The following is a 14,837-nucleotide window of genomic DNA, read 5'->3' as shown; positions in this document are numbered from 1 at the left end:
TAAAATGGCCTTGTGCGTATTGCACAAGGCCATTTTCAATAGTTTTTAATTAGCAGCAATATCCACCGTAGCCGCCAGCATAACCGCCGTAACCACCATAACCACAACCGCCGCCTCCGCCGAAGCAGCTAGCACCGATGATGATTAATAAAATAAACAATACGATTAGAAGCGCAAAACCGCCGCCGCACCCATGTCTGCGGTTACAATCATCATGTCTGTGTTCACACTTTTCGCTCATTACTCTATTCCTCCTTTAGTATCATTCATAACAAGTTCACCTTGCTCTAAATGAGGGGATTCCATTTATAGTATGTTTTCAGGGCGAATAGGAAGCTTGGCTTACTTAAAAACGGGCTTGTTTTGGCAATTGGGCTTCATCAAAAAAAGATACCTATCCAGGTATCTTTTAAAGAAACATATTCAATACAAGGGCAAAACCAAATGCAATAAAAGATAACAATGTCTCTAGCACCGTCCACGTTTTAAACGTTTCTTTTACTGTCAAACCTAAATACTCTTTTACAAGCCAGAACCCTGCATCATTTACGTGAGAAAACATTAATGAGCCTGCACCGGTTGCTATAACGAGCAATTCTAAATTCACACCAGACATGTGCTGAATAACTGGTGAAACAATTCCTGCTGCTGTCGTTAATGCTACTGTCGCTGAACCTGTTGCAATTCAAATTAATCCAGCTACCATGAAAGCTAATACGATTGGTGATAACGATATATGTTCTGCCATTTGCGCAATCGCCGTTCCAACGCCGCTTTCAATTAATATTTGTTTAAATCCACCGCCTGCACCGATTATTAAAATAATGGAACCGACAGGTAGTAAGCTTTCATCCGTTAATTTTTTAATCATCTTTTTATTAATTCCTTGTCTTATTCCAAGTAAATAAAATGCTGCGAAACATGAAATAAGTAAAGCAATTACTGGGCTTCCGATAAATACAAAAAATTCAGTTATCTTTTTCGGTAATGAAATATATGGCGCAACTACTGATAAAATCATTAAAACGACCGGCAGTAAAATGATAAAAAACGAAACTTTACGGCTTGGTAAATCAGTTGATACTGTCGTAACTCGAATAAGCTCTGGTTCATTTTCAGGTATAACCCTTTTATGTATCCACTTTGCAAATATCGGTCCTGCGATAATAGCCGTTGGTAGCGCGATAAGTAATGAATATAAAAGTACCTTTCCTAAGTTCGCGTTATAAATACCGATTGCTGTCATCGCTCCTGGATGTGGTGGCACGAGCCCATGTACGATAGATAATCCCGCAATAACAGGTAACGCAATTAATAATATATTTTGCTTCGTCGTTTTTCGAATGGAAATAACGAGTGGTAACAAAATGACAATCCCCACTTCAAAAAATACCGGAATCCCTATAACAAATCCTGCAAATAACATAGCCCACGGTAGTTTCTTCACACCGAAAAATCGAATAAAGAAATCTGCCACTTGCATGCCGGCCCCTGAATCGGACATCATTTTTCCTAAAATTGTACCGAGAGCTAAAATACCAACTAAATGCCCTAGTACGCTACCAACACCAGATTCATAGGCAGTCACTATTTTCGTTAAATTCAGCCCAGACATAATCGCTAAAAATAAACTTGCAACTGTTAAACTAATAAATGCATGCCATTTCCACCATGATACACCTAAAATGACAATTGCAATTGCAAGTAATGTGACGATTAATAAGTATATATCCATCTCCCATTCCCCTTACTTTATAAAAAAAGAGGGAAAATCCCCTCTTTTTTATACGTCATAATTCACTACATAATGCTGCATTTCTGTATTGTAGTAGCCTTCGCTGTATTCAATTACTTCGCCAACTTCATCGTAAGAATAACGCATACGTTTTAATAGCGCTGTCCCCTCTTTTTCACCTAACGCTTCTGCAACGAAACTAGGCGCAAGCCCAACAGCAAATTCATCTCTGAAGTTTTCTAAATGAATGCCTCGGTCCTCGACTAAATCGTAAAGCGATTGCAAGTCAAAGTCCGATAAATCTGTACTTGCCATTTTCGCTGAAAAATAGTGCGTATAATGAATATACGGTGCATCATTTAACGTATATAAACGTTCAATACGAAAACTCTCTTTACCGAATAATAGAAATGGCACTGTTCCTTCTTCATTCTGAACGATTTCTGCTTTTAACAATTTCTTCTGTACTTTATAGCCTTCTTCCACTAACACTTCAGTAAATTTCTTTCCCTTTGACAGTTTTGTCGCAGAAGTATTGCGGATGACTTTCGTTCCTTTACCGCTTTTCTTTTCTAAATATCCTTCTTGAGCGAGTTCTTTAATCGCATTTCGTACTGTAATTTTACTTACTTTGAACTCTTCTTCTAACTGCGGTTCGGAAGGAATATTCGTATGAATTGCATATACACCATGCAATATTCGATCACGAATAATGTTTTTTATTTGTAAATATAATGGTCCTTTTTTCCTCGTTACGTTCACCGTTACACCCACTACCTTTCTACATCACCTACTGATGCCGTCATTGCCCGAAGTATATCCTTCTCTGATGACATTGGCGTATCACCGACGATTGTATGTGCAAGCATTCCAGCTGCTGACGCAAATGAAACAGCTTTCTCTGGTGCAAACTCTTCTATCTCGCCATGAATAATCCCGCTCGTATAAGCATCTCCAGCACCTATTCTATCATATACAGAAAACGTAAGTGTTTTTGCAAAAGTGAACGCACCATCTTTACATATAAATCCGCGAAGCGAGTGTGTATTATCGCTATTAATAGAGCGATGTGTACCAGCAATTGTAGCGATATGATACGTTTCAGCAACTTGTGGAATAAGGTCCACAAGTTGCTCCTCTCGCTCTGTCTCTTCTGTTTTCATCCCAAGAACGAACATCGCATCTTTTTCGTTCATCATAACGATATCAGCAAGAGCCAGCATTTCTTCATAATGCGGTTTCGCCTGTTCATATCCGTCTTCTCCCCAAAGAGATGGACGATAGTTACAATCAAAAACGACAGTACCTCCGTTTTCTTTAACAGCTTTCGCTAAAGATTTCATATGATGGCGCACCGTGTCATTCATCGCAAGTGTAATCCCACAAAAATGAACAATATCAATTTCCTTCGCAATTTCTTCAAATTGATACATTTCTTCACATGCCGTATTGAAGCTACTTTCTAATCGATTCGAATATGTAACGCGGCTTGCACGTGCGCCAAATCCATTTTCTAAAAAGTACATGCCGACATATTTACCGCCTCTTGAAACAAGCGAGGTTTGCACGCCTAATTTTTGAATGTAAGATAATGCAGCATCTCCAACCGAATTTTCCGGTAAAGTAGAAATAAGAAACCCTTCATGCCCGAGATGAGAAAGTGCTGCTGCCACGTTCACACCTGTACCAGAAAATGAATATTTTAATGTGTTAGCTTGCGACAACAATTCATATCCTGGTACTTGCAGGCGCATCATTACTTCGCCGAATGCTGCAATTTTCTTACGCATATTGATCAACTAACTTCTTCACAACTGCTAATAATTCACGAACATCTTCTACTTTCGTATTGCCAGTTTCTTTATCAATAATAGAAGAGTACACGTGCGGGATCACTTGCTCTACGTTTGCTTCAAGCGCAATACGTAAAATTGTTTCAAAGTTTTCTTTATCAATTCCGCCCGTTGGCTCTAATGCGAATCCTTCTTCTGCACAAGCTTTCGCGACTGCGCGATATTCTTCTTCGTGAGCTAGCCCTTTCATTGGGAAGTACTTCAATGAATTTCCGCCCATATCACGTACAAGTGCGATCGCTGTTTTAATTGGAACGATTGCTTTTTCTTCTCCAGCTGCACTAATTGGACCAGTAGAAATATTTACGTACCCTACTTTTCCTGTTGGTGATACTAAACTATTAATCCAGCTATCTTTTCCGCCGAGATTTGCACGCGTTGCTCCAACTGAAGGGAACACTTGATTAATATGGCTACCAGGATAATGCTTCGCAATTTCAGCTACAACTGCTGCTTGGCGATTATCTCCTGCGCCTAGTCCAATTGATACAGCGTCATCAATTTCTTTCCCGTATGCTTTCATCGCTGTAACAGCTTCTTCTACTGTTGGATAATCTTTTGATAATACACCTACTACTACATAACCTTCTGCTGCTTCAAAAATATCTTTTGCATTTTCTATATTGTTCGCTAATACATTTAATGCTACGCGGCCTTTATAAAAACGTTTTTGAATGTTTGTCATTTTAGTTTCCCCCTACAATTTCTCTCAATTTTTCTTCAATCACATGTATGTCATCACCTTGAAGTGGACGTGGATCAATATCAAAGAATCCTTGTCTTACTCCGTAATCACGTGTGTAAATTGCGATTTCCCCTTCGCGTAATGCAGTCACAACGTCTTTTGCCGATTTATTTAATTCATTCTCGTTAATATGAATACGTGCTCTAAAGATTGCTCTTCCCGCTTCATCTTGAACGATCGTTACATTTACACCGTTTAATTCTTTTAGCGGCATAAGTACTTGTAACAACTCTTTTTCTTGCTCACTCTTATCTTCTTTTACTCCGTACTCATCAAGCGCTTGAAGTAAGCCAAATGTTGTTTCTTTCCCAACCTTCATACTTCTTCCGATGCAATGTAATTGCACTTTCAGCCACTCAATATATTTTCGTTTCCCGCCAACAATGCCAGAAGTAGGTCCTTCAATCGCCTTTGAACCGCTATAAATGGCAAGGTCTGAATACTTCACATATTTTTGAATGTCTTCTTCAGCTGCCGCATCTACGATAAGCGGTACGTTATTTCGCTGCGCTACTTCCCATGCTTCTTCAACAGAAATCATATTTTTTTGCACGGCATGATGGGATTTTACATACAGAATCGCCGCTGTATTTTCACCAATTGCATCTTCAATATGTTCTGCTTTCCCTTCATTTGCGTAGCCAACTTCTACAAGTTTTCCTCCGCCTAAGTAAATCATCGTTTCAACAGGAGCACCGTATTGAACGTTATGGCCTTTTAACATGATTACTTCGTTTTTCGCGATGACCTCTTGATGAAGTCTTTCACTTTTACGACGATTTCCTTCTGTCACAATTGCTGCGATAGAAAGCGCAATTCCGCTCGATGCTGAATTCACAACAACCGCTGCCTCTGAATCTAGAATTCTCGCAATATGATCTCCTGCTTTATCTACTAAATCAGCAATTTCCACATAATTTTGTCCCCCATGTTTCATTGCATCCATAACTGTATCTGTCGGAGCGGATACACCTAAAATACTCATTCTACCGCTCGCATTAATCACTCTTTTTAATCCGTACTTAGCATTCAATGAATGACCCATTGACTACAACCCCTTTCGTATCAATTCTTCTTTCAGCAATGCGCTGATCCCCTTCTGAATCTATTAACTTAACCTTCTCATCTTTCACCGTAAATAAAGTTAAATTTGCAATATCTCCTTCTTGAATGCGGCCAAGCTCAGGTTTCTTAAGCCATTCTGCCGCATGTTTCGTAACCGCATCAATCACTTCTTCTAGCGGATAACCTAAGTAAAGGAATTTCGAAAGAACGTGAGCCATACTATACACTGGACCGTGCACGCGATTCTTCCGGTAAATATCTGTACTAATTGTATTAAAGGTAATATCGTGACGCTTTGCTGCCTCTGCTACTTTAAAAGAAAAACTAGCATTACCATGCCCAACATCTAAATGCACACCGCGATTCACTGCATCTAGTAACACAGGTAACGGTTTGCCTTCTTCATCAAATAAATTATTTTCTTTCCCGTTTAAATAATGTGTAATGACATCATCTTTTTCTAAAAGAGGTACAACTTCCTCAATGCGAGGAGGCGCTGAACCGATATGTACCATAATCGGTAATGATGTTTCACGGGATAAGTCACGCGCTATATGAAGTGGTTCAATTCCACTATCACAAACGACACTTTTACTCATTCTCGCCTTTAACCCAACGATTACATCTTTATATTTTTCTACTGCTTCTATTACTTTTTCTTTATCGATCCATTCCATATTGGATAATTCATCAATTCGTTTCAAACCGATGCGAGAAATATTTAAAAAAGCAAATAAATTCGTCTTTGCCTGTTCTCTACTTTTTACTAAATCTGCAATGCGATCAGCTCCGCAGCTACCCGCATCAACAATTGTCGTTACCCCTTGCTTAACGCCAATTTCATCCACCTCATCGCCATACGGATCAAACTCTGGAAAAGCATGAACGTGTAAATCAATCCAACCACTCGATACGTAAGTACCTGAGTAATCAAGAACCTTTCCACCCTCGCCAGCACCAGCTTTCGTCACCTGTGCGATTTTATTATTTTCAATTACAATGTCAATCTCTTCCCCGTTCACACGTCTCACATTACGTAGTACGAATCGTTCTGTCATTGTACTTCCACCCTTTTCTATAAGAAGCCATAAGAATACGCTTACATTAAAGTTTCATTTTATATCTCTTTCACACGTTTAGCGTAACACAAAAAAAGAGAGAAGTAAATATAACGTTATAATGTTTAAGTTCCAATAATGGAGACTATTTGCATTTCGTAAATTTTATATGTTAAGACATTTCTCTGTCATAAATAAAAAACCAAAAAGCACTTAAATTGATAGGCTTTTTGGTGATAGATAAATTTATAAAATGAAACTTTAATCAGTGTGGATTAGCCTTCACCAACTTTTGAGGTGGAAGCCTTACTGCGCGCCAATAGCGGGCTAGAACTAAACAATTGAATTATTAATTAACCAATCAGTAAATAATTTATTTCCTTCACACTCATCTAGATCTTTTGTACGAACATGGAGAATTTCATATCCATACTTATCATAGAATGGATACTTAGAAAATTGATGATTTGATAAATCATCATAGTAAGAAATATCAAAATACACTACCCATAAATTTTCATTACATACTTTATAAGCTATAGCCTCATATGTAAAAACCTCTTCAATATCCCTGTAATAAAATAAATGCATATGAATCAAATCGTCAAAGTTATATTTTTTCATAGATATAAGCTCCTTAGACATTATCTAAAATATTTGTGTGCACCGACATTAGGAGGACTATGATAATGTAAGATAGGACCTTTTCCATCAATATAATGATAATCTATGGCAAAAACTCGGTTACCAGTAGCTTTAGAACGTACTTGTATTATCATTCCACCCTTAGCTGCTTCTAAAATATATTGCTTCGGAGAATTGAGTGCCTTTTGTACATATGGACGCGCAACCGCCCAGGCTTTATCCGCAGCAGTTCTACCTACTTTTGAAACTAATACTCTTAATGCACCAAGAACAATAGCAGGCAAGATTTCCTGCTTAACAACCAATTCGCCAGTAAAAGGATTTTTTTCAACAACAGATTCAATCCTTAGTTTACTTACTTCTTCCTCTAGTTGTAAAAAAACAGGGTCATTTACTAAAAAATCATACTCTTTTCCGAAATTTTCAAAATCGAAGTCGGAAGTATCAACCTTTGATAAATCAATGCCTAGATTGATTTCAGGGATATACTCCGTTACAATACCATCATCTTCCGTTTCAATACTTGCATCAGCAATTGATGGTAAAGTAAAGCTCAGCAATAATGCAGCAGAAATCATTCCCGTGATAAATTTCTTTTTCATCTACCATTCTCCCTCCTAAATATGTAACAGCAGAAAACAATAAAAATACACTTTTATTATCTCGCAATCCAAATGATAAAACATTCAGAAAAATTAAACTAGTCTATTAATAACCTTCAATATTTGTTACTATTAATTTGTATAAAACAATTATTTAATGATGTTTAAAATAAATCTCATAACTAATTCACTCGGTGCAAATATAGAGCAATTTATATAATTAATAATTCCTTTTCGTTCCTATTTCAAACAATCGCCTTTATCAACTGATTAAAAAGAATGATCTTAACTCTCATCGATATAAGTAGTTAAACATTTTTTATAATCCGATATTGTGTATAAAACAACGATAAAGCATAGACAAGTACCTAATAAAAAAATCGCACTTTAATAAGCTTTTTTAGCACTCCTCCTTTTACTTGCTAGTTTAAAAACAATCATATTTCGTATCCATTGATTTATTTCGCTAGCTTGATAAGTATGTGACGGGAGCCAACCAGAAAAAAAGCTATCTACTTCAGATAGCTTTTTCTCTATTCCTGAACCGTCACAATAACCCCGTCCATATTATTCCCGGAAATTTCATACTGCTTATTCACTGGAACGTTCACTTTCATATTCCCTGAAACTTTATAATAAGAAACCGTATATTTCTTACCTTCCACATCGGTTGTGATTTCTTTTTTCTCTTTTAAGAAGTCTAAATATTCCTCTAATGTCATTTTCTTTTTTTGCATAATCGCACTATGAGGCAAGCCGACATAACGGATGTGCCACGGTTCATATTGAATGCCTGTAATATGACTTTTATTTTTCGGATAACGTAATACAAATCCGTGCTTCCATACATTCTCTTCAATCCATTTTCCTTCAGGCGCTTTTTCCATTTTCTTTTGCGTTGAACCAACGTCCAGTGATAATCCTAAATTATGTTCACTATATCCTGCTGGAAGTGCATAATCTGATCCCATTTCTTTATATAATTTACTTTGCTCTTTAAAATCTCGATACCCGCTATTCATTAAGAAATGTTGTACACCATCTTTTCCAGCCGCATCGACCACGTTCAAAAACTTTTTTACAACATCCTTTGATAAACGAAGATTTCTATCAAATATTACATAGCCCCTTACTAATTCACTATTATGATTTACATTTATAATATCGGACCTAATACTATCTTTTTTTACTGGATAATCTTTGTTAACTAATAATAGATCCCCTTTATAAATTTGTTCTTTTGTAACCTCTATCTTTTCCATATTTGCATTCTTTACTGCACCATTTTCCCCGCCGATTTTCACATCAATTTCCTTTTGAAATAACGGTGATATATAAACGCCTACACAGATTGTGCATGCGATAAAAAAAGAAATAAATACCCACTTTTTCATTTCTAGTTCCTCCTTAACGTAACTTACGTCTAGAATAGAAAAAACTATTAAAATAAAAAGTGGGATAAAGTTTAAATTTTTATTAAATTGTTAACTTCTTGTCTTTTGGCAATCGTACTTCAAATATCGTTCTAACTACATTACTTTCAGCAGAAATCGTACCGTTATGTTGCTCGACAATATTTTTCGCAATAAATAGTCCAAGGCCTGTCCCGCCACGGTTCTCAGTTCTCGATTTATCACCTGTATAAAACATATCAAAAAGATACGGTAAATCTTCTTCTGGAATGCTATCTCCGTAATTCATAACTTGTACGACAACTTCTTCATTATCGATATACCCATTCAGATCAACAAATTGCCCATCATATCCGTAGCGAACGGCATTTGTTAACAAGTTTTCAAATACTCTAGCTAACAATTTTCCATCACCGTTAATCGGCAAATGCGGATCAACATTCAATCTAGCTTCTAAATGATGTTTTTCTAATAACGGATACAATTCCTCATCTAGCTGTATAAGCAGCTCACTTATATCAATCGGCTTTTTATTTAGTTGTAACATGCCATAATTCATACGTGTAATTTCAAATAATTCATCAATTAAGCTTTCAAGCCTTTGCGATTTCGTATATGCAATCGTGGAAAAATGTTTAATTTGTTCTTTTGTTAAATTCTCATCTTTAAGAATTAAATCTAAATACCCTAACACGGATGTTAATGGTGTCCTTAAATCATGGGCTAAATTCACAACAAGCTGGTCTTTACTACTTTCAGCAAAGTCCCCTCTTTCCACAGCTTCTTTTAACTTTTCACTCGCAACATTTATTTCACGCGCGATGTCTCCAAACTCATCATTTGATGAAACTTGAACTCTATTCGTAAAGTTACCGTTCGCAAGATGATGAATCCCGTTAGAAATCTCACTAAAATACTTTAAATACGGTTTTGTCAAAAAGAAGAAAAAGATAATAGATAACGGGATAAAGAAAATTAAAAAGAAGTTAATGTCTCCAAATTCCCTTACGATTGACCTAAATTGTGCTAAAGGCTCTTCATAGCGAACCATCGTTTTATAATATAACTGCAATCCTTTATAAATTATATAAGTTACAGTTGCAGCGAGCACCATACTTAACGCAAATAAGGCAATCATTTTAAAACGAAAGCTTTTCATCATGTTATCCATTGAAAGTATACCCTACTCCCCACACTGTTTTTATTAGCTTATCTTTTCTTTTATCTTCCCCAAGCTTTTTCCGCAACGTACGAATATGTACCATAACTGTATTTCCACCTTCATAATAATCATCTGCCCATACTTGCTGAAAAATATTTTCCACATTGTACACTTTCTTCGGATGACTCGCTAATAAATATAAAATATCAAACTCTTTCGGTGTTAACTCAATTTGCTCTCCGTACACGTTCACTGTTCTTCGCTCAGGATCAATAGTAACTCCGCCTACCTGTAAAGCAGATTTATTCTCAGCTACTTTCGGCTGATTTAATGTAAGAAATCGGCGTAATTGTGCATTTACACGTGCGACTAATTCAATCGGTGTAAAAGGTTTCGTCATATAATCATCTGCACCTAATACAAGACCTGTCACCTTATCAAAGTCCGAAGTTTTCGCACTCAAGAAAATGATTGGCATATGATGCTTCGCTCGAATTTGGCGCGTCACCTCATACCCATCCATTTTTGGCATCATAATATCTAAAACCACTAAGTCGATTGGCTGCGTTTCAATAATATGAATTGCTTCTTCCCCGTCTGCTGCCTTCACGACGTGGTACCCTTCTTTTTCTAAATGTATCTCAATTAAATCAGCAATTTCTGCCTCATCATCCGCTATTAAAATTGAAATGCGCTTCATTTTACTCCCCCTTTTATACGCTCGATTGTAAACTAGTCTATCCAATTTGTACAATACGAAAAGGTTACCCGTTAGAGTAACCTTTGTAAATAAAATTATATCAGCGATTTTCCAAATATATCGACCATAACTGGAATTATATCGGCGATTTTTCAATTATATCGATCGTAACTCGAATTATATCGGCGATTATTAAAATATATCGACTTACCAACAATTAACGACAAAATCCTCTCGCTATTTTAAAGACTCCACTTACCGCTCAAAAACAATCCGTTGCTTCGTAATTTCCGCCAGCCTTCCGCGGTCCACTTTATACTCAGTATCAACACTTTGCGGCACCATCACTTTCCCGCCCTCAAGCGTCACTTCCGGCGAAATAATATCCTTCTCCCAATGTCTACTAGAAGCGGATATATCGCCAGGAATCGTAAAGTTCGGCAATGAGGCGAGGGCAACATTTTGCGCTCGTGAAATCCCCATCTCTACCATACCGCCGCACCAAACGGGTATGTTATGCTCCATACAATAATTATGGATTTGGATTGATTCTGTTAATCCGCCTACTCGTCCTGGTTTAATGTTAACGATTTGGCAACTACCAAGTGTAATCGCAACACGCGCATCTTCTAAACTATGGATACTTTCGTCCAAACAAATTGGCGTTTCAATCTTCTTCTGTAGCTGTGCATGATCGAGAAAATCGTAATCTGCTAGCGGTTGCTCAATCATCATCAATTGGAATTCATCTAGTCGTTTCAGACTCTCCGTATCCGCTAATGTATACGCTGAATTTGCATCAGCCATTAACGGGATATGCGGAAACTCTTTACGAATTTCTTTCAATAACTCATAATCATGCCCCGGTTTTATTTTCACCTTAAAACGCTCGTATCCTTCTTCCGCATACTTCTCAATTTGTTTTAACATAACTGGAATCGTATTGATCCCGATCACAACACCGACTTCAATTTCAGACTTCGTTCCGCCAAGCAATGTCGCTAACGATTTCTTTTGACGCTTCGCATATAAATCCCAAACAGCCCCTTCAATTCCGGCCTTTGCCATTCGGTTTCTTTTTATATGCTGGAACAAACTCGGCACTTCATTCGGATGAGAAATTTCAGCCTTTAATAAATCCGGTAATAAAAAGTCTTGCAGTACGTGCAGCGCTGTCTTCACTGTTTCTTCCGTATACCACGGTTCAGAAAATGCAACGACTTCGCCAAATCCAATGTACCCGTCCTCATCTTCTAATTCAATGACGATACTCTCACGTTTTTCATACGTTCCGTAGCTTGCAGCAAACGGGATGACGAGTGGCATTTCCGTTATATGAAGTGTCGCTTTTTTTATTTCCACTTACATCTCCTCCACTAATTGTCTTAACTCTCGTCTTAACAATTTTTTCGAAGCATTTCGTGGTAATTCTTCTAAGAAGCACGCTTTTTTCGGCACTTTATATTTCGCTAATTTCTCCTCGCAAAAATGAAGAATTTCTTCTTCTGTTATCTCTCCACTTTTTACAACAAAAGCAGCGGGTACTTGTCCCCATTTATCGTCAGTCATACCGACAACACCAGCTTCCGCTACCATCGGATGAGAAAGCAACACTTCTTCAATTTGAGCCGGATATATATTCTCTCCGCCAGAAATAATTAAATCACTGCGGCGATCTAATACGTATAAAAATCCTTCTTCATCTAAATAACCGAGGTCGCCAGTATGAAGCCATCCGTTTTGAATAGTCTCGCGCGTTGCATCTTCACGGTTAAAGTAACCGCCTGTTACGTTTGGTCCTTTTACGACAATCTCGCCTTCTGCAAACGGCGGCACTACTACGCCGTCTTTTTCAATACGAAGTTGGCATTGAAATAGTGGTTTGCCGGCTGATCCTACTTTCGTTAACATGTAATCCGCGGATAACGTACAAATTTGCGAAGACGTTTCTGTCATACCGTACGTTTGATATACAGGAATCCCTTTATCTACACACGTTTCTAATAACGGTTTCGGCGCTGGTCCTCCGCCAAGTAACATACATCGTAAAGAAGATGGATATGTTCCTTCTCCAAGTCGCTCTAATAAATCAGTTAACATTTTAGAAACGACAGAAATAATCGTAACGCCTCTCGTTTGAAGTGCTTTATGAATAAAATCAGCATCATATTTCGGAACGAGTAAAATGCGCATGCCGTACATAATATTTTTCATTAAAAGAGATAGCCCGCCAACGTGGAACATCGGCATACAAGCTAACCAGCAATCATCATCACGAAGTCCTAAATTAAGCGAAGAACCAACCGCGCTTGCCCAGTGATTCCCGTACGTTAAAATAACGCCTTTCGGTTTTCCAGTCGTACCTGACGTATAAATAATTGTCATCGCTTCTCTTAAAGAGAATTCTTCTTGTATAGAGGCTTCCTCTTTTGGTCCATTCATCACTTCGGCGAATGAATAGACAGGAATATCTTTAGCCTCAAAATCTTGATCTGTCACTAAACAAATAACTTCAGCATCATCCATTTGCCAAAGTAGCTCTTCTCTTGAAAGACGCGTATTTAAAAGCACAGCTACTGCACCTACGTAAGATAGGGCGTGAATAACTGTAATCATCTCCATACCATTTTTCATCAGAACAGCCACCTTTTGCCCACGCTTCACTCCTACATGCGTGAGGTGTTCACAAACAGATACTACTTTTTCATGCAGCTGCATAAAAGTAACTTTCTCTTCCTCTATTTCAATTGCAGTGCGATCTGGTGTTAAAAATGCACGTTGCTTTAACCAATTTGGCATCGTCTCCATCATTCATTCTCCTTTCATGAAAGAAAGAGACTTGATATGACATCAAGTCTCTTAGTTGTTTTGTTTCCATCTCACACTCTGGACGAACCGCTTCCGCTTTTAATCTCATCCAGCTGCGCCTCCTAGCCCCTTCCGTCTAAGAACCTTCCGCACAAGAAAGAACCTTAGCCAACGGGGCTAAACAGTCGGCTCCGCTTTTGGTTTGATCACGGGAAACGAGGGAATTGACCGAAGTCCGGACTGCGTTTTTCTTTGAACGCGTCGCGACCTTCTTTTGCTTCGTCAGTTGTGTAGTACAATAACGTTGCATCTCCAGCTAGTTGTTGAATACCAGCTAGTCCGTCTGTGTCTGCGTTGAATGCAGCTTTTAGGAAGCGAAGTGCCATTGGGCTGTTTGCTAAGATTTCTTGTGCCCATTGTACTGTTTCTGCTTCAAGTTCTTCTAATGGTACTACTGTGTTTACTAAGCCCATATCAAGCGCTTCTTGAGCGTTGTATTGACGGCATAGGTACCAAATTTCGCGAGCTTTCTTGTGGCCTACCATACGAGCTAGGTAACCAGCTCCGTATCCACCGTCAAAGCTTCCTACTTTAGGACCTGTTTGTCCGAATACAGCGTTGTCTGCAGCGATTGTTAAGTCACATACGATATGAAGTACGTGTCCTCCACCAATTGCATAACCTGCTACCATTGCGATAACTGGTTTAGGAATTGCGCGAATTAGACGTTGTAGGTCTAATACGTTTAGACGTGGGATTTGGTCGTCACCTACATATCCACCATGACCGCGAACTTTTTGGTCGCCGCCAGAACAGAATGCACGTCCACCTTCACCTGTTAAAATGATAACGCCAACATTTGCATCATCACGAGCGTGTGCAAAAGCATCGATTAACTCCATTACCGTTTTAGGACGGAATGCGTTATGTACTTCAGGGCGGTTAATCGAAATCTTCGCGATACCATTGTATGTTGAATAAATAATATCTTCGTAATTGCCTTCTTTTACCCATTCAATAGCCATTACAACTACCTCCTTATATATTTCTGA

At 38.1% G+C, this 14,837-nt stretch carries 14 protein-coding genes and 1 pseudogene; all 15 read right to left on the bottom strand.

What is annotated here, in order from left to right:
- Nucleotides 1-49: 49 nt before the first annotated feature.
- Nucleotides 50-241 (bottom strand): YjcZ family sporulation protein, encoded by a 192-nt coding sequence (locus AC0L0O_RS00245; RefSeq protein ID WP_001290392.1) that lies wholly within the window; start codon nt 239-241, stop codon nt 50-52.
- Between the two features lie 168 nt (nt 242-409).
- Nucleotides 410-1,735: pseudogene (gene gntP / locus AC0L0O_RS00240) on the bottom strand (gluconate permease GntP).
- A gap of 48 nt (nt 1,736-1,783) precedes the next feature.
- Nucleotides 1,784-2,509, bottom strand: coding sequence for a GntR family transcriptional regulator (locus tag AC0L0O_RS00235; protein ID WP_131370345.1), 726 nt, complete (start codon nt 2,507-2,509; stop codon nt 1,784-1,786).
- On the bottom strand, nt 2,509-3,525 hold the full coding sequence (locus AC0L0O_RS00230; protein ID WP_001227468.1) for a sugar kinase: 1,017 nt from the start codon (nt 3,523-3,525) through the stop codon (nt 2,509-2,511). The genes AC0L0O_RS00235 and AC0L0O_RS00230 overlap by 1 nt, the downstream gene beginning before the upstream one ends.
- Nucleotides 3,518-4,273, bottom strand: a complete 756-nt coding sequence (gene dagF / locus AC0L0O_RS00225) for a 2-dehydro-3-deoxy-phosphogluconate aldolase (RefSeq protein WP_000181911.1) — start codon at nt 4,271-4,273, stop codon at nt 3,518-3,520. The genes AC0L0O_RS00230 and dagF overlap by 8 nt, the downstream gene beginning before the upstream one ends.
- Nucleotide 4,274: 1 nt before the next feature.
- The gene (locus AC0L0O_RS00220; protein ID WP_048529647.1) at nt 4,275-5,378 is read right to left on the bottom strand and encodes a DgaE family pyridoxal phosphate-dependent ammonia lyase; all 1,104 of its coding nucleotides are present in this window, start codon (nt 5,376-5,378) and stop codon (nt 4,275-4,277) included.
- Nucleotides 5,356-6,456 (bottom strand): amidohydrolase/deacetylase family metallohydrolase, encoded by a 1,101-nt coding sequence (locus AC0L0O_RS00215; protein ID WP_042510784.1) that lies wholly within the window; start codon nt 6,454-6,456, stop codon nt 5,356-5,358. The genes AC0L0O_RS00220 and AC0L0O_RS00215 overlap by 23 nt, the downstream gene beginning before the upstream one ends.
- 333 nt (nt 6,457-6,789) lie before the next feature.
- A complete protein-coding gene (locus tag AC0L0O_RS00210) occupies nt 6,790-7,080 on the bottom strand; it encodes a DUF3986 family protein (RefSeq protein WP_000760460.1) in 291 nt (96 codons plus the stop codon).
- 20 nt (nt 7,081-7,100) lie between these two features.
- Nucleotides 7,101-7,703 carry a hypothetical protein gene (locus AC0L0O_RS00205; protein ID WP_000726225.1) on the bottom strand — a complete coding sequence of 201 codons (603 nt, stop codon included), beginning with the start codon at nt 7,701-7,703 and terminating at the stop codon, nt 7,101-7,103.
- Nucleotides 7,704-8,236: 533 nt separating this feature from the next.
- A complete protein-coding gene (locus AC0L0O_RS00200) occupies nt 8,237-9,097 on the bottom strand; it encodes a M15 family metallopeptidase (RefSeq protein ID WP_473785596.1) in 861 nt (286 codons plus the stop codon).
- An 82-nt stretch (nt 9,098-9,179) separates the two neighbouring features.
- Nucleotides 9,180-10,286, bottom strand: coding sequence for a HAMP domain-containing sensor histidine kinase (locus tag AC0L0O_RS00195; protein WP_000369660.1), 1,107 nt, complete (start codon nt 10,284-10,286; stop codon nt 9,180-9,182).
- Entirely contained in the window at nt 10,279-10,977 is a 699-nt protein-coding gene (locus AC0L0O_RS00190; RefSeq protein WP_000822492.1) for a response regulator transcription factor, read from the bottom strand. The genes AC0L0O_RS00195 and AC0L0O_RS00190 overlap by 8 nt, the downstream gene beginning before the upstream one ends.
- A 255-nt stretch (nt 10,978-11,232) precedes the next feature.
- Nucleotides 11,233-12,339, bottom strand: coding sequence for an o-succinylbenzoate synthase (menC, locus tag AC0L0O_RS00185; protein ID WP_000403267.1), 1,107 nt, complete (start codon nt 12,337-12,339; stop codon nt 11,233-11,235).
- Nucleotides 12,340-13,785 (bottom strand): o-succinylbenzoate--CoA ligase, encoded by a 1,446-nt coding sequence (locus AC0L0O_RS00180; protein ID WP_000449547.1) that lies wholly within the window; start codon nt 13,783-13,785, stop codon nt 12,340-12,342.
- A 206-nt stretch (nt 13,786-13,991) separates the two neighbouring features.
- The gene (gene menB / locus AC0L0O_RS00175; protein ID WP_000963873.1) at nt 13,992-14,810 is read right to left on the bottom strand and encodes a 1,4-dihydroxy-2-naphthoyl-CoA synthase; all 819 of its coding nucleotides are present in this window, start codon (nt 14,808-14,810) and stop codon (nt 13,992-13,994) included.
- Nucleotides 14,811-14,837: the final 27 nt, after the last annotated feature.

This window comes from Bacillus sp. GS3m_15504 (genome assembly GCF_055825275.1).
The sequence above is the reverse complement of the archived record's forward strand: the minus strand, read 5'-3'. Positions and strand labels throughout refer to the sequence as shown.